An 18,379-nucleotide genomic window follows, 5' to 3' on the forward strand; every position below is an offset into this window, starting at 1 on the left:
CATGACAAGTCGTTGCCGACCAGGCCCAGAACGATCTTTCGACCGTCACGCCGTCGGCGGCAGCCCCAGGTCTTCTTCGCGCACCGTGCCCTGGAACGACCAGGGGAAATTGATCCAGAGATCGGTGTCCTTCCACGCGTAATCGGGCTGGATGATCGTCGACGGCTTCGTGTAGATCGTCGCAGACCGTACTTCGGCGCCCTTGGCCTGCAGCAACTCCACGGCCAGCGCCAGCGTGCGCCCCGAGTCGGCGACGTCGTCGACCAGCAGCACGCGACGCCCATCGAGGTAGGCCATGTCGAGTTCGGGCGGCAGCACCTCCGGCGCATCCAGGACCGTGCCGATGCCGGTGTAGAACTCCACGTTGATCGCTCCGCAGTTCTTCGCGCCCAGCCCGTAGGCGATCGCTCCTGCGGGCAGCAGCCCACCGCGGGCGATCGCGACGACGACCTCCGGCTCGAATCCGCTGGCGACGATGCTGCGCGCGAGGTCTCGCGTCGCTGCTCCGAAGCCGTCCCAGGTGAGTGTCTCGCGTTCGATCGCAGCATCCGTCATGCGTCTATTCTGCCGTTAGAATCGTCGATGTCCGGATTGCCTCGAAAAGGGGCGCCGGTGCCCGAAAAAGGGGCACGAAGCATTCGCCGCGATGTCGCGCGAAGCGAGACACACACGGAATCGATCCGTCGTCTCGAAAGGCATTCCCCATGCCCACTGTCTCCGCTCACGTCGCCCTCACTCTCGCTCAGCACATCGACGCCGTCTTCGGTGTGATGGGCAACGGCAACGCCCACTTCCTCGACGCGCTCGAGCGCCAGACGCCGGTGGAGTTCACCGCCGTGCGCCACGAGCAGGGCGCGGTCGTCGCCGCCGATGCCCATCACCGCGCGTCCGGGAGGATCGCCGCCGCCACCACCACCTACGGCGCCGGGTTCACGAACACCCTGACCGCGCTCGCGGAGGCAGTGCAGGCGCATGTGCCGCTCGTGCTCGTGGTGGGCGACGAGCCCACCTCCGGCCCGCGCCCATGGGACGTCGATCAGATCGCGCTCGCTTCGGCCGTGGGCGCGCGGACGTACACGGTCGGACGAGCGGATGCCGCGGCGACCACGATCATCGCGATCGAGCACGCTCTCACCTATCGTGTGCCCGTCGTACTCGCGATCCCGTATGACGTCGCCGCGCTCGAGGCTGGGCCGGTGCCGCCCGCCCCCGCGCCCCGCATCCCCGCGCCGCTTCACCCGAGAGGCGAGTTCGCCGACGGGATGCTGGATGACATCGTTGCGGCGCTGCGCGAGGCGAAGCGGCCGTTCCTCCTGGCCGGCCGAGGCGCCTGGCTGGCCGGCGCCGGGGACGCGCTGGGTGCGCTTGCCGAGGCGACAGGGGCACTGACGGCGTCCACGGCGCTCGGCCGCGGTGTCTTCCCCGCAGCGGAGTACGACCTCGGCGTCTCGGGTGGCTTCGGCGCCGAAGGCGCCATGCAGCTGGTGCGGCAGGCCGATGTGGCCGTCGTCTTCGGCGCCTCGCTGAATCAGTTCACGATGCGCTTCGGTGAACTGTTCGCCCCTGGCACGCGGGTGTTCCAGGTCGATGTCGCCCCGGCCGCGACGCATGCGCACGTCGGCGGTTTCGTCCGCGGTGACGCGAGGATCGTGGCAGAAGAGCTCGCAGCGCGAGTGAGCACAGTGTCCACCGTGCACGGGCCCTGGCGAGAATCCGTCGACATCGAGGCGGCCCGTTCCTACGATGCCGGAGACGATCTGGCCCCCGACGGCCGGCTCGACCCACGCTCGGCAGCCAGGCGCATCGCTGAGCTCCTTCCGGAGGACAGGGTCGTCGTCTCCGACGGCGGACACTTCATCGGCTGGGCCAACATGTACTGGCCGGTCTCCGCGCCGGACCGCATGATGATGATCGGCACGGCGTTCCAGGCCATCGGCCAGGGCTGGCCGAGCGTCGTCGGGGCCACGAGAGCGAAGCCGGAGTCGACGATCGTGCTGACATCCGGAGACGGCGGCGGCCTGATGGCGATCGCTGATCTCGAATCGGCGGTGCGTGCTGCCGGCGGCCACGGTTGCGCGGTGATCTGGAACGATGCCGCCTACGGCGCCGAGGTCCACCTGTACGGTCTGAAAGGTCTCGCCGAAGAGCCGATGCGCATCCCGGAGGTCGATTTCGCCGCGTTCGTCACGGCGGTGGGCGGCGAGGGCGTGGTGGTGCGCACGCTCGATGACCTCGACCGGCTGGGCGAATGGGCCGCCGAAGACCCGGCGACCCGGCGGTTCCTGCTTCTCGATCTGCGCATCTCAGGCGCCGTCGTCGCGCCGTATCAGCAGGAGATCATCCGGGTGAACTCCTGATCAGCAGCGCTGGACGGGTCAATCGACCTGCTCGATGCCCTGCACGCGCACCTGCTCGAGATCGAGGCGTGCGGAGATGCTGCGCACGACGAGATCGTCGACCGTGCCCGCGCGCCGCAGTCCATGCAGCACCTCGCGTTTGTGCTCGAGGACCGCGAGCTTGAGACGGGCGTACTCCTCGTGCCGGATGATGGGCGAGCGCTGCAGGACATCGACATCAGCAGACGTCGCCACCATCTGCAGAGTCGTGCCGTCGGAGAGTTCCTCCGTCGCACCACCGACGCCGCCGATCGGATCGAGAACCGTGTCGGCCGCCGTATCCGCCGCGAGCGGATCAGGGGCGTCCAGCAGATCCTCCATCGCCCCCACCTCTGCGTCGATCAGCGCCCGTTCCCTCGCCAACGCGCGTGCGTTCGCCAACTCGAGCATCTCGTAACCGTCGCGGCGCACACGATCACGAACCTCGTCGCTGACCCCGTGCTCGGAGGCGAGCGAATCCAGCGCCGCCATCGCGGCGCCGGAGATCGCGCGCTCGGCGAGGTCGTACTCCTCGTCGGCTGCGTGGTCGACGGGGAATCCCGCCCACCGCACGACGGCGGGCAGCAGTGGCCCCTGCACCAGCAGGCTGAGCATGATCACGCCGGCGGTGACGAAGATGATCTCGTCGCGTCCTGCCAGCGTCGAGCCGTCGGAAGCGGTCAGCGGCACGGAGAGAGCGATCGCGAGCGAGACTGCACCACGCATACCGGCGACGGTGCTGACGATCTGCGCTCGGGTACGAAGCCCGCGGGGATGCGCGGCGGCACCCGCTCCGCCGAATCTCTGGAAGGGCACGGACAGCAGCTGGAAGCCGAAGCGGACCACCAGAAGCGTCACCCATACCGCGATCGTCGTCAGCACGAGCCATCCGATCATGCGCAGGGATGTCTGGTGCACGACCCATTGCACCTCGAGGCCGATCAGCACGAAGAGGGCACCGTTGAGCAGGAAGACGCCGAACGGCCAGACCGCCTCCGACTGGCGCCGTGAGGCCGCCGTCGTGATCCGAGGACCGAGGTAGGCCGCGATGAGACCGGCCACCACCACGGCGAGCACACCGGAGGCGTGGATCATCTCGGCGAGCAGGAAGGCGACGAAGGGCACGAGCAGCATCGTCACGTTGATGGTCATCGTCTTCCGAACCCGCTGCAACACCAGCCAGGCGGCCGCGGCGACAAGAGCCCCGACGGCGACGCCGCCGAGGTAGGACACGACGACTGTCCAGGTGACCGAGAGAGGTGTGACGTTGCCGCCGACGGCAAGCGAGACAGCGATCGCGTAGAGCACGAGCGCCGTACCGTCATTCGTGAGGCTCTCGGCCTTCAGCTTCATGAAGGCGCGCTGCGGCAGCAACCGCCCGAGTGCGGCGACGGCAGTGGCGTCGGGTGGTGCGACTGCGGCGCCGAGGATGAGCGCGATCTCCCACGGCATCCCGAACAGCACCGCCACCCCGGCTACCGCGAACGCTGACGCGACGACGAGCAGCGTGCTCATCGGAAGGATGTACCGGAAGTCCCGGCGGATGGAGCGCAGCGACGTCGTCAGGCTCTCCCAGAACAGCATCACCGGCAGGAAGAGCAGCAGCACCGTCTCCGGCGGCAGCTGCACCTCGCGCAGCGCTGGCACGAATCCGAGCAGCAGACCGAACACCACGAGTACCAGAGGCAACGCCAATCGCAGACGCGGAGCCAGCATCGTGCCGACCAGAATCGTCAGCCCGAGCAGGACCGTGATCTCGAGACCTTCCATGCGACCACCTCATCTGCCTCGCGGGCCGAGCCGCGAACGCGCTCAGAACACAGCATCCATTGTGCTCCCGGTATTCCCTCTGCAACAGATGTAATCGAGGCAGGCTCGCCGGTCAGTCCGGATGCGGCGGCTCGATCTCCAGACGCACGCGCTGTGCTGCGAAGCGCGTCACCAGATACTGCAGCGGCGTGCCGTCGGGAAGTGTGTCCAGCGCCTCGGCGACCAGCACGATCGCGCCGGGCCGGATCGCGAGAACCTCCGTCTCCGCTGCCGTGGCATGGCGTGCACCGACGACGGTCGACGCGCGGACGTAGTCGTCGATGCCGTGCATGCCGAGGGCCGCAGTGATCGATCCGGTGCGCCGAAGCGAATCGGCGATGTCGGGCAGGCGCTCGGCGGCGAACCAATGCGTGCCGACAGAGATCGGCTGGCCGTCCGCCGACCGCGTGCTCTCGATCCTGACCACGTCCCCATCCGTCAGACCGAGTCGACGCGCGACGTCTTCCGGGGCCGTCTCGGTCGTGCTGTGCAGCACGCGGCTCTTCGATCGGGACCTCCCCTCATCACCGAGGCTGCGTACCATCCGAGTGCGCAAGCCGATCCGGTGCACCAGCACAGCCTCGCCGGTCACGAAGGTGCCGCTCCCCCGTCGCGACTCGATGAGGCCGTCCTCCGCGAGCGCTGCAATGGCTTGGCGGGCGGTGTGGCGATTGACGCCGTAGCGCTCGGCGATCGCGTGCTCGGTCGGCAGCCGGTCGCCGGGTCGCAGGCGGCGGTCGGAGATCTCACCGCGCAGCTCTTCCGTGATCAGGCGCCACGCAGAGTAGCCGCTGCTCGATCGGGTGACCGGGTCAGGGGTCGTCATCGCGCTCCTTCTGTGATCGGGCTTCGGGTCGAGCGACCCTGATTCACCGGATGTTCATCGATTCGTGCGCCGGTGTTGCCCCTGCGCTCTTTCCTTCTCGACCATACCGACCTACGATCTAGTTGTCTAGATAAGTAGATAACTTGAAGGAGTCGAACGTGAAGGACAACGCATCGTGACCGCAACCGATGGCACGGCTCGCGAGGTCGCGGTCGACGAACGTCGACGCGCTGCCCGTGTGCTCGCCAACGCGTCGATCGACGAACTCGCCACGCTGTGGGCGCAGTGGAAGGACCAGCCCGAAGTCACTTATCTGCGCGGACCTGAGGCCGGACTCGTGATGGTCCAAGGGCGCGTCGGCGGCACGGGCGATCGGTTCAACCTGGGTGAGGCGACCGTGGCCAGGGCCACAGTGATGCTTCGCGGCGAGGGGGTCGACGGTGTGAGCGGCACCTCCTACGTACTGGGCAGCCATCCCGATCATGCGGGACTCGCGGCTGTCTTCGATGCGCTCCTGTGTGCCCCGCAGCAGCGTGCGCGCGTGCTCACAGACGTGATCGAGCCTCTTGAGCGCGGCCAGCGCACTCGGGACGCCGCCGTCCGGGCAGATGCACGCAGCACCGTCGTCGACTTCTTCACCGTCGCAAGGGAGCACGAATGAGCACGCTGACAGCGCAGAACCACACACCCGGATTCGCCAGCCCCGTACACGACGCCCAGCGCGTCTTCCGTGCCGTGCTCGAAGCGCTCGCACGGCCGACCGCGCCGCAGGTCGTCGACGCCGTCGTCGACCCGCCGCATCCGCTGGGAGCGACGGCCGGTGCGGTCATCCTGACACTGTGCGACGAGCAGACACCCATCTGGCTCGACGACGTGCTGCGCACCACGCCAGAGGTCAGCGCTTGGATCGCATTTCACACAGGAGCCCGCATCGTCCGGTCTGCGGCGGAGGCACTGTTCGTGATCGCCTCCTCACCGGAGACCGCTCCTGCGCTCGCCGAGTTGCGGCGGGGAACCGACGAAGAACCGCACACGTCAGCGACGCTCATCATCGATGCCCGCGCCAGTGCAGGCATCGGCGCCCTGACCGCCTCTGGTCCAGGCATCCGCGAATCCTCGCAGTGGGACGGCGCAGGGCTGCCGGCCGGCTTCCTCCCCCAGTGGCAGGAGAACCGCGCGCTGTATCCGCGCGGCATCGACCTCATCGTCGCCGAGCAGTCAACGGTGCGCGGCCTGCCGAGAACGACCGTCCTCACCGGCGGATCCCACCACGACCTCGATCGAAGGAGCGCCTGATGTACGTTGCCGTCAAGGGAGGCGAGAAGGCGATCGCCAATGCGCACGCACTTCTCGCCAAGCGCGGTCGCGGCGCGTCGGATGCAGCACGCATCGATCACACGCAGATGCGCGATCAGATGGGGGTCCTCGTCGCCCGGGTCATGACCGAAGGCTCGCTCTACGACCCCGATCTGGCCGCGAAAGCGCTGCTTCAAGCGCAGGGCGATGTTCTCGAGGCCGTCACGCTGCTGCGTTCCTACCGCACCACGCTGCCCCGTTTCGGCCACACGCTCGCGATCGACACCGCAGGGCTGCCCTCAGAGCGACGGGTGTCGGCGACGTTCAAGGACCTGCCCGGCGGCCAGCAGCTCGGCGCGACGTTCGACTACACGCACCGGCTGCTCGCCGACGAGCTCGAGACGCCAGACATCCCCACCGCGGAATCTGTCGCCGAGGAGCCGATGCCGCGCGTCACCGATCTGCTCGGCATCGACGCACTGATCGAACCGGATCGCCCTGCCGAGGGCTGGACCGATCCCGACCCGGGGGATCTGACCAGAGAGCCGACCGTCTTCCCGATGAGCCGGGCACTGCGGCTGCAGGCCCTCAGCCGGGGCGACGAGGGGTTCCTGCTGTCACTCGGATACTCGACCCAGCGCGGCTTCGGCAACAACCACCCCTTCGTCGGCGAGGTGCGCGTCGGCGAGGTCGAGATAGAGCTCGACGTGCCCGAGATCGGTCATGCCGTGCCGATCGGACGGATCGAGGTGACCGAATGCCAGATGGTCAACCAGTTCGTCGGCAGCGCCGAGCAGGCGCCGCAGTTCACCCGAGGCTACGGCCTCGCGTTCGGTCGCGCTGAGCGCAAGGCCATGTCCATGTCGCTCGTGGACCGCGCGTTGCGTCGCGAGGAGTTCGATGAGCGCGTCGTATCGCCCGCACAGGACGAGGAGTTCGTGATCTCGCACGCCGACAACGTGCAGGCCACCGGATTCGTCGAACATCTCAAACTCCCGCACTACGTCGACTTCCAGGCGGAGCTCGGGCTCATCCGGCGCCTCCGCGCCGAGTTCGAGGAACGTCACGCCGAGTCGTCTGATGTCACGTCCGACGCCGATCAGGGAGCCCGAGCATGAACGCCGGCACAGCCCCGCGCATCGTCTACAACGAGGGATACCTCGACGAGCAGACCAAGCGGGTCGTCCGCAGGGCGTTGCTCAAAGGGATCGCCATCCCCGGCTTCCAGGTGCCGTTCGCGTCACGTGAGGTGCCCATGCCGCGCGGCTGGGGAACCGGGGGCGTGCAGGTCACCGCCTCGGTGATCGGATCCGCAGACACACTGAAGGTGATCGACCAGGGCGCCGACGACACCACCAACGCCGTGTCGATCCGACAGTTCTTCGAACGTGTCGCCGGCGCTGCCAGCACGACACGCACGGATGAGGCGACCATCATTCAGACACGGCACCGCATTCCCGAGACGCCCCTGGCCGAACGGCAGATCCTCGTGTACCAGGTGCCGATCCCTGAGCCGCTGCGCTTCCTGGAGCCGCGCGAGACGGAGACGCGCCGGATGCATGCGCTCGAGGAGTACGGCCTCATGTACGTCAAGCTCTACGAGGACATCGCCCGGTACGGGCACATCGCCAAGACCTACGACTATCCGGTGCTGGTGCACGGGCGCTATGTGATGGCCCCGTCACCCATTCCGAGCTTCGACAACCCGAAGATGCACCAGAGCCCCGCCATGCAGCTGTTCGGTGCGGGCCGTGAGAAGCGCATCTACGCGATCCCGCCGTACACCGATGTGGTGAGCCTCGGATTCGAGGACTTTCCCTTCGAACCGCAGCGCTTCGAACAGCCGTGTGAGATCTGCGGCTCCCGAGGGGTGTACCTGGACGAGGTCATCATGGACGACAGCGGCGGAGCGATGTACGTGTGCTCAGACACGGATCATTGCGAGCGCACAGCTGCCGCGAACACGCACATCGAGAACGCCGAGCGCAACGACACGGAGATGAACGCATGACCGACGAGACTCCGCTGCTGAGCGTCGACTCCGCCGGCCATCGCTATGGCGACCGGTTCGGATGCCGTGACGTCAGCTTCGATCTGTGGCCGGGCGAGGTGCTCGCGGTCGTCGGAGAATCAGGATCCGGCAAGTCGACGCTGCTGGGGATGCTGTCGCAGCGGCTCAGGGCGGATGAGGGCCGGATCAGCTATCTGACCGCACCGGAAGGCGTCGCTGCGCGCCCGGACGGCGCCGAACACGAACTGCTCGATCTCGCGACGCTGAGTGAGCGCGAGGTGCGCCGGTTGTGGCGCACCGAGTGGGGGTTCGTGCACCAGAACGCCGCCGACGGGCTTCGGATGCATGTCAGCGCAGGCGGCAACGTCGGCGAACCGTTGATGGCGAACGGCTGGCGGAACTACGGGAGCATCCGGGCCGAGGCGGAGACGTGGCTCGGACGCGTGGAGATCCCGGCCGAGCGCATCGACGACTCTCCGTCGAGGTTCTCGGGCGGGATGCGGCAACGGGTGCAGATCGCGCGAAACCTCGTCTTCGGACCGCGGCTCGTGTTCATGGACGAGCCGACCAGCGGACTGGACGTCTCCGTCCAGGCTCGCCTGCTCGACCTGATCCGCTCGCTCGTCACCGAACTCGGTCTCGCCGTCGTGATCGTCACGCACGACCTCGCCGTCGCGCGCCTCATCTCCCATCGCACACTGGTCATGAAGGACGGCGCCGTCGTCGAGTCCGGCCTGACAGACCGCGTGCTCGACGATCCGCAGGCCGCGTACACCCAACTGCTCGTCTCCTCGATCCTCCAGGGATGAAACACATGACACAGAACGAACCGCACGAACTGCCCGGGCGCACGGTGCTCTCCGTGATCGACGTCGCGAAGACGTTCACCCTTCACCTGCAGGATTCGCTGCGACTCCCGGTTCTGAACGGCCTGACCTTCGATGTGCCGCAGGGGGCGTGTGTGGTGCTCGGGGGTGAATCCGGCGCAGGCAAGAGCACCGTGATGAAGATGATCTACGGCAGCTACAGCGCAGACTCGGGGCGCATACTGCTCGGCCACGACGGTGACGTGCTGGATCTCGTCACGGCGCAGCCCCGGCAGGTGCTCGCTGCACGTCGCAAGACGCTCGGATACGTCAGTCAGTTCCTGCGCGCGGTACCCCGTGTACCCGCACTCGACGTCGTCGCCGAACCGCTCCTCGAGCGCGGCGTCGATCGCGAGGCGGCGCGCGATCGTGCCGGCGCGCTCCTGACGCGGCTGAGCATCCCCGAACGACTGTGGAAACTGCCGCCGGCGACGTTCTCCGGTGGCGAGCAGCAGCGCGTCAACATCGCGCGTGGGTTCATCATCGATCGACCGCTGCTCCTCCTCGATGAGCCGACCGCATCGCTCGACGCCCGCAACCGCGCGGTCGTGATCGAGCTGATCCGCGAGAGTCTCGACAGAGGGTCAGGGATGCTCGCGATCTTCCACGACGCCGATGTGCGCGACGCCGTCGCGGACTCCATGGTCGACGTGCAGGCGTTCACGCCGACGCGCGAGGGTGTGGCGGCGTGACGAGGTACGCCGTTTATGCGGTGCCGGGGGCTCAGGACTGCGACGCCGCGGAGGCCGTCCGGTTGCGCGCCACCGCCGAAGCGTGGTTCGCCCGACGGGAAGTGCAGGATCTCACGACGGATGCCCGCCGGTACGGGTTCCACGCCACGCTCAAGGCGCCGATGCATCTGGCGGACGGCCGCACAGAGGCAGAGCTGTCCGCGGCGGCCGATGCGTTCGCCGCGGCGCGCAGGTCGCTCGTCATACCGGCACCCCATGCCACCACGATCGGCGCGTTCCGTGCGCTCGTGCCGAGCCCTGGACGCGAGGCGGAGCTCACGATGCTCGCCGCCGAAACTGTCCAGGCTTTCGACGATTTCCGCGCGCCGCTGAGCGGCGCCGACATCGCCCGGCGCCGACCCGAGCAGCTCACGCCGCGACAGCATGAGCTGTTCGAGCGCTGGGGCTATCCCTACGTGCTCGATGAGTTCCGCTTCCACCTGACGCTCACGGATGCCGTGCCCGACGACCGCGTTGCAGAGATCGACGCCGCGCTCGAGGCGCATTTCACGCAGGTCAGCGGTGTCGACGTGCCGCTCACCGCGATCGCGATCTGCGTCGAGCCGGCGCCTGGGGCGTCGTTCGAACTGCTCTCCGTCCACCCCTTCGCCCTCCGATCCCCACGGGAGAATGTCTGATGTCACACACTCTGGCCAATGCGCGCATGGTTCTCGAGCGGGAGATCGTGCACGGATCCGTGCGTTTCGAGAACGGCAGGATCGTCGAGATCTCGACGGATCCACACCCACCTCTCGGCAGCGCATCCGGTGAGGACCTCGGTGAGGACTACCTGCTGCCCGGGCTCGTCGAACTGCACACGGACCAGATCGAAGGGCACTACCAGCCGCGACCCAAGCGGTTCTGGGATCCGATCCCGGCCGTGATCTCGCACGATGCGCAGATGGCGGCCTCGGGCATGACGACCGTGCTCGACGCACTGAGGATCGGCAGCGGTCCCGGCGAGAACCGGCTGTCGGGCAAGGCGCGCACCCTCATGGACGCCGTCGTGCATGCCGCCGAGGCGGGTCTGCTGCGCGCCGATCACTACGTGCACCTGCGTTGCGAGGTCGCGACTCCTGACGTCGTCGAGGTCTTCGACGACATCGGCGGCCACGAGCGCGTGCGCTTGATCTCGCTCATGGACCACACCCCTGGTCAACGCCAGTACGCCGACGTCGAGGCGTTCCGCACGTACATGGTCGGAAAGCACAGCCTGTCGAACGAGCAGTTCGACGAGCACGTCGCGGCGCTGCACGGCTACTCGGCACAGTTCTCCGACGGCAACCGGCGCCTGATGGTCGAGCGTGCCACCGGCCGCGGCATCACGATCGCCGCGCACGACGACGCCACCCAAGCCCACATCGATGAGTCGGCTGCTGCCGGCGTGCGCATCTCGGAGTTCCCCACGACGATCGAGGCTGCGCGCGCCGCCCGCGCCGCCGGTCAGCTCGTCGTCATGGGCGCTCCGAACATCATCCGCGGCGGCTCGCACTCGGGCAACGTCGCAGCCACCGATCTGCTCAGGCTCGGACTGCTCGACATCCTCTCCAGCGATTATGTGCCCTCGAGCCTGCTGCACGCGGTCTTCCATCTGTTCGACGGTGGCGACGTGAGCCTGCCGCAGGGCGTCGCGCTCGTGAGCGCCAACCCCGCGCGCGCGGCCGGATTCGACGATCGCGGCAGCATCGCCACCGGCATGCGCGCTGATCTCGTCCGCGTGCACGCATACGCCGGGGCATCCACGGAGCAGCATCCACTCGGCTCGGCCTTGCCGATCGTGCGCGGCGTGTGGCGTGAAGGGACGCGAGTCGCGTGAGCGGCGTATTCGTCGCCATCGTCGGCCCGAGCGGGGCGGGCAAGGACACCATCATCGAGCGCGCCAAGGCCGCATTGGCCGATCGTGACGACATCGTCTTCCCCCGCCGCCTCATCACCCGGCCGACGGGTGAGGGCGAAGAGTGCATCTCCGTCACCGACGACGACTTCGCGGATGCCGAGGCTCACGGTGCCCTGTCGCTGTCGTGGCGTGCGCATGGGCTCTCTTACGGCATCCCGGCGTCAGCAGGTGAGACCGTCGCTGCAGGAGGCGTGGTGGTGGCCAACGTCTCACGCGGGGTGATCGCGCAACTGCCCGCTCTGTTCGGCGACTCGCGTGTCGTGCGCATCACGGTGTCGGACGAGATCCGCCTGGCCCGCATCATCGCGCGCGGCCGTGAGAACCGCGCCGACGCCGCAGCGCGCGTCGCCAGAGCCGATCCCGCACCCGAGCACCCTGTCGACCTCGAGATCGTCAACGACGGCACCCTCGACGAGGCCTGCGTGCAACTCGTCGAGTTCCTCCGCGACGTGCGCGACGTCGTGCCGCGCTGATCGACCGGAGTCAGCTCCTGTCAGGAATCTGCTGCAGCGTCCAGGTGTTCCCGTCCGGGTCATCGAACGTGACGAACCGGCCCCACGCCTGTTCATCGACGCCGTTCGCCTCGACACCGACCTCGCGAAGGTGAGCCAGCGCCTCGTCGGCATCCGGCACCACGACCTGGATGGTGTTCTGCATGCCCGGCTCGAGGTCGCCGCCGAGGCCATTGCCGAAAGCGATCGAGCACGCTGATCCCGGCGGCGTCATCTGCACGAAGCGCAGACCCTCGTACGGGACGTGATCATGATCGGCGTTGAAGCCGATCTTCACGTAGAAGTCCTTCGCGCGGTCGACATCGGTCACCGGCACGAAGATGAGTTCGATCTTCCAGTCCATGACGTGCTCCTCCTGACGGGCATCGGCGCCCTGCCAGCGTCAAAGTTACGCCCAGGCTCCGACATCGCGCACCCTCCAGGAGGTCAGATCCATCCCTTGTCCTGAGCGATCCGCACGGCCTGGGCCCGATTCGTCGCGCCGACCTTGCCGATCGCCGCCGACAGGTTGTTGCGCACCGTCCCCGCCGACAGGAATATCTCCGACGCGACGGCCGCGGCGCTGCGACCGTCGGCCGCGAGTCGCAGCACCTGCTGCTCGCGTTCGCTGAGCGGATTCGCGCCTTCGAAGACGCTGGCCTCGGCGAGCGCGGAATCGACGACCCGCAACCCGGCGTGCACGCGGCGCACTGCGTCAGCGAGTTGCTCCGCCGGCGCGTCCTTCACAACGAAGCCGCTCGCCCCGGCATCCAGCGCCGCGCGCAGATAGCCGGGCCTCGCGAACGTCGTCACGATGAGAACCCGCGTGCCCGCGTTCGCCGACCGCACCGCCCTGGTCGCGGCGATGCCGTCCATGCCCGGCATCTGGATATCCATGAGGCACACATCAGGCGACGTCTGCGTCACCACCTGAATCGCTTCCGCACCATCTCCGGCGACGCCGACGACCGTGAGATCCTCCTCGAGCTCGAGCAGAGCAGTGAGCGCGCCTCGCAGCATCGCCTGATCATCGACGACCACCAGGCGGATCGGGCCGTCTTCGGTCACCAGGTCACCTCCACGCGCGTTCCGCCGTTCTCCCCCGCGCGCACATCGAACGTGGCCCCGCCTGTCGTGGCGCGTTCGCGCATTCCCCGCACTCCGTTGCCTTCGCCGCCGTCATAACCCGCGCCGTCGTCGACCACCGTGAAGATCCCCGGCGCGATGCCCACCGTGACTGATCGGGCTCGGGCGTGGCGCAGCACATTGGTCGTCGCCTCGCGGAGGATCCAGCTCGCCGTCAGTGACTGCGCAGGCGAGAGTGCCCCGGCGTCTCCCTCCACGTGCATCACCACATCGGCTGACTGCAGCGCATCACGGCATGACGCCAGCTGCTCGATGAGTGCGGCGCTGCGCACACCGGCCACGGTCGCCCGCACACCGGCGATGGCCTCGGTCGTCAGCGACTCGATGTCAGCGAGTTCGGCCTTTGCGCGCTCGGGATCGCTGTCGATGAGCCGGCGCACGAGCTGCGCCTTCAGGCTCACCACGGTCAGCGAGTGTCCGACCAGATCGTGGACATCGCGAGCGACAGCCTCGCGTCCCTCGCTCGTCGCGAGCTCCAAGCCCAATACCTCCGCCTCGGCAGAGCGGATTATCAGCGTCGTCGAGACGGTGTTGACCACGCCGAGGAGCACGATGATCGCGAGGATCGGCAGGTACGCCACACCGAGCGGCGTGAAAACGACCACGATGGCCGTGACCGCGACGCACGCAACCAACGTGATCCAGTGCGCGATTCGGGTGAGTCCGTACGACGCGAACGACATGATGAACGGCAGAAAGCTCAAAGCGGATCCGGCGACGGCAGGCACAGTCAGCGCGGCGCACGCGATCATCGCAGCGAACGCCGCCCACTGGATCGGCTTGGGTGGCGTGGTGAGTCCTCCGCCGCCGAAGCTCATGCCGTTCATGAATCCGGCGACATAGATGACGACGAAGGCCCCGAGTGCGATCCAGCCGGTGGTGACCCAGATCTGCGCGGCTTCGGAGCGAAGCAGTGCCATCAGAGGGTAACCGAGGAACACGAGCCATACCGCCGCCATGACCCAACCGAACCGCTCCCAGGGTGAGCCGGCGCCGCCTCGGCGGTGTCGGCTCCCCGGTGCCGCCCAGGCCGCCGGAACGGCGCCGGCCGCCGACGCCGCCGCGGCGTCTCTGGTCACGTCATCCGCCATGCTGTCGACCTTATCGGCGCGACCGCGAACGTTTGACCCCGGCGGCGACGAGCACCGCGAACACCGCGAGCCACGCGACGATGTTCAACGCGATCATCCACAGCGGGTCGGCCTGCCCCGTCGTGAGCACGCCGTCGGTGAGCGGCCAGCGGCTCAGCGCGACGAAACCGTAGAGCGGAGTGAACCGGGCGATGTCCAGCATCACCCCGTCAAGAGGCATGAAGACGTTTCCGAAGAACGCGAAGAAGGTCATCGAGATGGATGCCAGCGCCGCTGCCGTGTCCGAGTTGAAGAACAGCCCGACCCCGAGGCCGTAGAGACCGTAGATGAGGCCGACGGTGAGGATGATCCCCGCCGACGCCCACCACCGCCAGGAATCCGTCACCTCGGCTCCTGTCAGCATGCCAGCGGCGAAGACGGCGATCATCGCGAGAGCGGCGAAGGCGACAGCCGTGAGGAGTTTCATCACCGCGTAGCCGGCGGTGCCCAGTGGCGTCATCGCGAGCTGGCGACCCCAGCCCTGCTTCGCCTCGGTGGCGGCGAGCGACGTGATCGAGCTCATCGCGACAGCGGTGCCGTAGGCAGCCATGGACACCATGACGTAGAACTTGACGTTGCCGTGCCCCGCTGGGCCGGAGCCGTAGCCCATGCTCGCGCCGAACAGAAGGTACATCGCCACCGGCATCCCGAGGGTGAACGCGAGGGTGTAGGGGTTGCGGATCTGGCGCATCGCCTCGACGCGCATCATCGTGGGTGAGATCGACATGGTCATGATCAGTCCTCCGTCAGGGCCGTGAAGGCGGTTTCGAGTGTGGGCGCGGCGATCTCCAGATCGTGCGCCCCTGCGTTCAGAAGGGCGGATGCCGCGGCATCCGAATCCAGCGCTCGTATGCTCACCCGTTCCGCATCCACTCGCACGTCGGTGATTCCGTCGGTCGCCGTCAACTCCCGGACGAGGTCGTCCGCGCCCGACGCCGGCAACGTGGCAGCGAGCGTGCGCCCGCCGAGGTTGGCGCGCAGCTGAGCGGTCGGTGCATCCGCGACGAGTCGTCCACGGTGCATCACGACCGTGCGGCGTGCGAACTGCTCGGCCTCCTCGAGGTAGTGCGTGGCGAACACGATGGTGCGTCCGGCATCCGCGTCAGCGCGCATGACGTCCCAGAAGTGTCGGCGGGCGGTGACGTCCATGCCTGCGGTCGGCTCGTCGAGCACGAGGATGTCGGGGTCGGCCACCAGAGCGAGGGCGAACTTCACGCGCTGCTGCTCGCCGCCTGAACACTTGGCGATCCGGCGACGCGCGATCGATTCGAGGTCGGTACGGGCGAGCACATCCGGCACGCGCGAGAGCGCTTCACGACCGTGCAGGGAGGCGATCACCTCGACCGTCTCGCGGACGGTGAGGTCGGACAGGAGTCCGCCGGTCTGCAGCACAGCGGCGATCACGCCGGCCTTGGCCGCCTTGGCCGGCTTCTCGCCGTATACCGAGACGGTGCCCTCGCTGGGATCGGTGAGTCCGAGGAGCATGTCGAGTGTGGTCGTCTTACCCGCGCCGTTCGGGCCGAGAAGGGCGACGATCTCGCCCCGACTGATGCTGAGGTCCACGCCGTCGACGGCCTTCACCGTGCGGTCGCCCAGGCCGTAGTGCCTGCGCAGTCCCGAGATGGCGACGGCCGTGTCGGATGCTGTGTCAGTCGCCCTCGTCGGCGTCAATGTGCCTGCTGCTGTGCTCATGCCTCCAGCCTGGCCGCTGCAGGGTGCGGAATCCGGAGGCCGCTGTCACGTCATTCGCATGACACGTGTCATGTCAGCCTGATCGGAGAACACAGACGTGTCCGCGTGTCGCCGGCGCGCCGAGGTGCGACACGCCGGCGACACGCCAGATGGTCCTGGTTTTCCGACCAGCCGACGAAGGTTCGAGCACTCAGGCAGGCAGGAACGCGCCGGACAGGAACTCGTCGAGCTCGGACACGGCATCCAACGGCAGCACCGCGGCCACGTACTGGTCGGGGCGCACCACAACGACCACGCCGTCGCGTGAAAGCTCGCGCTCGGCGAAGATGTCGGTCTTCGACCAGGCGTTGGGGGCAGCGGTGTACACCTTCTCCCAGTCGGTCAGGCCCAGCGGGCCGGTCTTCGGCAGGAACAGCGACGGCACCGACATGATGTCGATGTCTTCGAAGGCCTGCTGGTGGATCGCCTTCACGTCGATCACGGCATCCACATCGGCATCCACCGGAGTGAAGCGCTCGACGACAGGCGCGACACCCGCCGCCCACTCGGAAAGTCGCGCGCCGGAGGCGTCCGCGAAGGCATACACACGCCAGCGCCCATCGGCCTTGGCGTGATGCCCGAGATGCACGACATTGCCGTCGCACACACGCACGACCTCGGCCGATTTGAAGCGCCTCCCGATGGGGAAGCCGGCCGCGAGTGCCTGATGCTCATCCGCCCCGGTGATCGCCGACTGCGTGTACTGCGTCATGAAACCGGACGGGAACTCGGCCGTCGCCAGGTAGTAGTTCGACAGCTCCTGCGGGTCGGAGATCTCCTCGGGCTTCCGCGCCATCAGAGAGGACCACTCCCTGTCGAAGTCGATCAGCTGCTGCGCGACCGGCTGCCGCTCAGCCGAGTACGTCGAGAGCAGCGATTCGGGGCTTCGCCCGGTGAGCACTGCTCCGAGCTTCCAACCCAGGTTGAATCCGTCCTGCATCGAGACGTTCATGCCCTGTCCGGCCTTCGCGCTGTGCGTGTGGCAGGCGTCGCCCGTGAGGAACACGCGCGGGGCGCGCTCGACGTCCAAGGCGTCGTCGAATCCGTCGGTGACACGATGACCGACCTCGTACACGCTCGACCATGCGACCTCTTTCACATCCAGCGAGTACGGATGCAGGATCTCGTTGGCCTTCGCGATGATGGCTTCGATCGGGGTCCTGCGCACCTGGTGGTTGTCGTTCTCGGCGACTTCGCCGAGGTCGACGTACACGCGGCTGAGGTAGCCGCCTTCACGCGGGATATGCAGGATGTTGCCCGCCTCAGCGTTGATGGCGCACTTGGTGCGCCAATCGGGGAAGTCGGTGTTCACGAGCACATCCATGACGCCCCATGCATGAGCGGAGAACGCCCCGACGTGGGCGCGACCGATCGCCTCGCGCACACCGCTGCGCGCGCCGTCGCTGCCGATCACGTACTTCGCACGGATGGTGCGTTCCTCGCCCTGCCGCGGTCCTGCGGTGTATCGCACGCGCACCTCGATCGGATGGTCCCCGTCGTCCTGCACTGTGAGGCCGACGAAGCCGACGCCGTAGTCGGGAACGATGCGCGCCGGTCCGTCGGCGGCAGCCTCGGCGAAGTAGTCCAGGACGCGGGCCTGGTTCACGATGAGGTGCGGGAATTCGCTGATCTTGAGCCCGTAGTCCTCAGTGCGTGTGGTGCGGATGATCTCGCTCGGATTCTCCGGGTCCGGCCCCCAGAAGTTCATGTACGCGATGTTGTACGCCTCGGCCGTGATGCGCTCGGCGAATCCGAAGGCTTGGAACGTCTCGACGCTGCGCGGCTGGATGCCGTCGGCCTGCCCGAGTACGAGCCGTCCATCACGCTGCTCGATGATCCGCGTGGTGACGCCGGGGAACTGTGACATCTGCGCCGCCAGCAGCATGCCTGCGGGACCGGAGCCCACGATGAGCACGTCCATCTCGTCCGGCAGCTCGGCAGGGCGATCGACACCGGTGCCCGCCGGCGCGACGATGCGCGGGTCCTGCGAGACATAGCCGTGGTGATGGAACTGCATCGGAACTCCTTCTTCTTGATCCCTGGGCGGATGCGGCGGCATCCGCCCCAGGA

The 18,379-nt window shown here is 67.7% G+C and carries 19 protein-coding genes; 10 read left to right on the top strand and 9 right to left on the bottom strand.

Annotation, left to right across the window (positions count from 1 at the left end):
• Positions 1–45: 45 nt before the first annotated feature.
• Positions 46–555, bottom strand: coding sequence for a phosphoribosyltransferase (locus tag ACP7AR_RS07795; RefSeq protein ID WP_426184425.1), 510 nt, complete (start codon positions 553–555; stop codon positions 46–48).
• A gap of 149 nt (positions 556–704) precedes the next feature.
• Here ACP7AR_RS07795 and ACP7AR_RS07800 point away from each other — a divergent pair, with 149 nt between their 5' ends.
• Positions 705–2,357, top strand: coding sequence for a thiamine pyrophosphate-binding protein (locus ACP7AR_RS07800; protein ID WP_426184427.1), 1,653 nt, complete (start codon positions 705–707; stop codon positions 2,355–2,357).
• An 18-nt stretch (positions 2,358–2,375) separates the two neighbouring features.
• Here the strand turns inward: ACP7AR_RS07800 and ACP7AR_RS07805 are convergent, their stop codons facing one another.
• Positions 2,376–4,145, bottom strand: a complete 1,770-nt coding sequence (locus tag ACP7AR_RS07805) for a Na+/H+ antiporter (protein WP_426184429.1) — start codon at positions 4,143–4,145, stop codon at positions 2,376–2,378.
• A gap of 112 nt (positions 4,146–4,257) precedes the next feature.
• Positions 4,258–5,010 carry a phosphonate metabolism transcriptional regulator PhnF gene (phnF, locus tag ACP7AR_RS07810; protein ID WP_426184431.1) on the bottom strand — a complete coding sequence of 251 codons (753 nt, stop codon included), beginning with the start codon at positions 5,008–5,010 and terminating at the stop codon, positions 4,258–4,260.
• Between the two features lie 175 nt (positions 5,011–5,185).
• Between phnF and phnG the strand changes: the two genes are divergently transcribed.
• Genes phnG through phnN form a run of 9 tightly spaced genes read left to right on the top strand, consistent with a single transcriptional unit; the run spans position 5,186 to position 12,284 of the window.
• On the top strand, positions 5,186–5,671 hold the full coding sequence (phnG, locus tag ACP7AR_RS07815) for a phosphonate C-P lyase system protein PhnG (RefSeq protein ID WP_426184433.1): 486 nt from the start codon (positions 5,186–5,188) through the stop codon (positions 5,669–5,671).
• Complete coding sequence (gene phnH / locus ACP7AR_RS07820) at positions 5,668–6,306, top strand: phosphonate C-P lyase system protein PhnH (protein ID WP_426184435.1); 639 nt, start codon at positions 5,668–5,670, stop codon at positions 6,304–6,306. The genes phnG and phnH overlap by 4 nt, the downstream gene beginning before the upstream one ends.
• Complete coding sequence (locus ACP7AR_RS07825) at positions 6,306–7,424, top strand: carbon-phosphorus lyase complex subunit PhnI (protein ID WP_426184437.1); 1,119 nt, start codon at positions 6,306–6,308, stop codon at positions 7,422–7,424. The genes phnH and ACP7AR_RS07825 overlap by 1 nt, the downstream gene beginning before the upstream one ends.
• A complete protein-coding gene (locus ACP7AR_RS07830) occupies positions 7,421–8,317 on the top strand; it encodes an alpha-D-ribose 1-methylphosphonate 5-phosphate C-P-lyase PhnJ (RefSeq protein ID WP_426184439.1) in 897 nt (298 codons plus the stop codon). Before ACP7AR_RS07825 ends, ACP7AR_RS07830 begins: the two co-directional genes overlap by 4 nt.
• Positions 8,314–9,126: a phosphonate C-P lyase system protein PhnK gene (gene phnK, locus ACP7AR_RS07835; protein ID WP_426184441.1), complete on the top strand. Its 813-nt coding sequence runs from the start codon at positions 8,314–8,316 to the stop codon at positions 9,124–9,126. The genes ACP7AR_RS07830 and phnK overlap by 4 nt, the downstream gene beginning before the upstream one ends.
• A gap of 5 nt (positions 9,127–9,131) precedes the next feature.
• Entirely contained in the window at positions 9,132–9,875 is a 744-nt protein-coding gene (gene phnL, locus ACP7AR_RS07840; RefSeq protein WP_426184443.1) for a phosphonate C-P lyase system protein PhnL, read from the top strand.
• Complete coding sequence (locus tag ACP7AR_RS07845) at positions 9,872–10,552, top strand: DUF1045 domain-containing protein (RefSeq protein WP_426184444.1); 681 nt, start codon at positions 9,872–9,874, stop codon at positions 10,550–10,552. The genes phnL and ACP7AR_RS07845 overlap by 4 nt, the downstream gene beginning before the upstream one ends.
• Positions 10,552–11,730: an alpha-D-ribose 1-methylphosphonate 5-triphosphate diphosphatase gene (locus ACP7AR_RS07850; RefSeq protein WP_426184446.1), complete on the top strand. Its 1,179-nt coding sequence runs from the start codon at positions 10,552–10,554 to the stop codon at positions 11,728–11,730. The genes ACP7AR_RS07845 and ACP7AR_RS07850 overlap by 1 nt, the downstream gene beginning before the upstream one ends.
• Complete coding sequence (gene phnN, locus ACP7AR_RS07855) at positions 11,727–12,284, top strand: phosphonate metabolism protein/1,5-bisphosphokinase (PRPP-forming) PhnN (protein WP_426184448.1); 558 nt, start codon at positions 11,727–11,729, stop codon at positions 12,282–12,284. The genes ACP7AR_RS07850 and phnN overlap by 4 nt, the downstream gene beginning before the upstream one ends.
• A 10-nt stretch (positions 12,285–12,294) precedes the next feature.
• Here the strand turns inward: phnN and ACP7AR_RS07860 are convergent, their stop codons facing one another.
• The 6 genes from ACP7AR_RS07860 to ACP7AR_RS07885 all read right to left on the bottom strand — a co-directional run bounded on the left by ACP7AR_RS07860 (position 12,295) and on the right by ACP7AR_RS07885 (position 18,326).
• Positions 12,295–12,666 (bottom strand): VOC family protein, encoded by a 372-nt coding sequence (locus ACP7AR_RS07860; protein WP_426184450.1) that lies wholly within the window; start codon positions 12,664–12,666, stop codon positions 12,295–12,297.
• 83 nt (positions 12,667–12,749) lie between these two features.
• Positions 12,750–13,370, bottom strand: coding sequence for a response regulator (locus ACP7AR_RS07865; RefSeq protein WP_426184452.1), 621 nt, complete (start codon positions 13,368–13,370; stop codon positions 12,750–12,752).
• Positions 13,367–14,539 carry a sensor histidine kinase gene (locus ACP7AR_RS07870; RefSeq protein ID WP_426184454.1) on the bottom strand — a complete coding sequence of 391 codons (1,173 nt, stop codon included), beginning with the start codon at positions 14,537–14,539 and terminating at the stop codon, positions 13,367–13,369. Before ACP7AR_RS07870 ends, ACP7AR_RS07865 begins: the two co-directional genes overlap by 4 nt.
• Positions 14,540–14,549: 10 nt before the next feature.
• A complete protein-coding gene (locus tag ACP7AR_RS07875) occupies positions 14,550–15,311 on the bottom strand; it encodes an ABC transporter permease (RefSeq protein WP_426184456.1) in 762 nt (253 codons plus the stop codon).
• A 2-nt stretch (positions 15,312–15,313) separates the two neighbouring features.
• On the bottom strand, positions 15,314–16,270 hold the full coding sequence (locus tag ACP7AR_RS07880; RefSeq protein ID WP_426184458.1) for an ABC transporter ATP-binding protein: 957 nt from the start codon (positions 16,268–16,270) through the stop codon (positions 15,314–15,316).
• Between the two features lie 190 nt (positions 16,271–16,460).
• Positions 16,461–18,326, bottom strand: a complete 1,866-nt coding sequence (locus tag ACP7AR_RS07885; protein ID WP_426184460.1) for an FAD-dependent monooxygenase — start codon at positions 18,324–18,326, stop codon at positions 16,461–16,463.
• Positions 18,327–18,379: the final 53 nt, after the last annotated feature.

This window comes from Microbacterium sp. TWP3-1-2b2 (genome assembly GCF_049896145.1).
GTDB lineage: Bacteria > Actinomycetota > Actinomycetes > Actinomycetales > Microbacteriaceae > Microbacterium.

What these genes read in the sequence shown, in the direction of transcription:
- phnH (WP_426184435.1), top strand. Translation starts at nt 5,668, where the DNA reads ATGAGCACGCTGACAGCGCAGAACCACACACCCGGATTCGCCAGCCCC.
- ACP7AR_RS07795 (WP_426184425.1), bottom strand. Translation starts at nt 555, where the DNA reads ATGACGGATGCTGCGATCGAACGCGAGACACTCACCTGGGACGGCTTC.
- ACP7AR_RS07805 (WP_426184429.1), bottom strand. Translation starts at nt 4,145, where the DNA reads ATGGAAGGTCTCGAGATCACGGTCCTGCTCGGGCTGACGATTCTGGTC.
- ACP7AR_RS07825 (WP_426184437.1), top strand. Translation starts at nt 6,306, where the DNA reads ATGTACGTTGCCGTCAAGGGAGGCGAGAAGGCGATCGCCAATGCGCAC.
- ACP7AR_RS07870 (WP_426184454.1), bottom strand. Translation starts at nt 14,539, where the DNA reads ATGGCGGATGACGTGACCAGAGACGCCGCGGCGGCGTCGGCGGCCGGC.
- phnF (WP_426184431.1), bottom strand. Translation starts at nt 5,010, where the DNA reads ATGACGACCCCTGACCCGGTCACCCGATCGAGCAGCGGCTACTCTGCG.
- ACP7AR_RS07880 (WP_426184458.1), bottom strand. Translation starts at nt 16,270, where the DNA reads ATGAGCACAGCAGCAGGCACATTGACGCCGACGAGGGCGACTGACACA.
- ACP7AR_RS07875 (WP_426184456.1), bottom strand. Translation starts at nt 15,311, where the DNA reads ATGACCATGTCGATCTCACCCACGATGATGCGCGTCGAGGCGATGCGC.
- phnK (WP_426184441.1), top strand. Translation starts at nt 8,314, where the DNA reads ATGACCGACGAGACTCCGCTGCTGAGCGTCGACTCCGCCGGCCATCGC.
- ACP7AR_RS07830 (WP_426184439.1), top strand. Translation starts at nt 7,421, where the DNA reads ATGAACGCCGGCACAGCCCCGCGCATCGTCTACAACGAGGGATACCTC.
- ACP7AR_RS07850 (WP_426184446.1), top strand. Translation starts at nt 10,552, where the DNA reads ATGTCACACACTCTGGCCAATGCGCGCATGGTTCTCGAGCGGGAGATC.
- ACP7AR_RS07860 (WP_426184450.1), bottom strand. Translation starts at nt 12,666, where the DNA reads ATGGACTGGAAGATCGAACTCATCTTCGTGCCGGTGACCGATGTCGAC.
- ACP7AR_RS07885 (WP_426184460.1), bottom strand. Translation starts at nt 18,326, where the DNA reads ATGCAGTTCCATCACCACGGCTATGTCTCGCAGGACCCGCGCATCGTC.
- phnL (WP_426184443.1), top strand. Translation starts at nt 9,132, where the DNA reads ATGACACAGAACGAACCGCACGAACTGCCCGGGCGCACGGTGCTCTCC.
- ACP7AR_RS07800 (WP_426184427.1), top strand. Translation starts at nt 705, where the DNA reads ATGCCCACTGTCTCCGCTCACGTCGCCCTCACTCTCGCTCAGCACATC.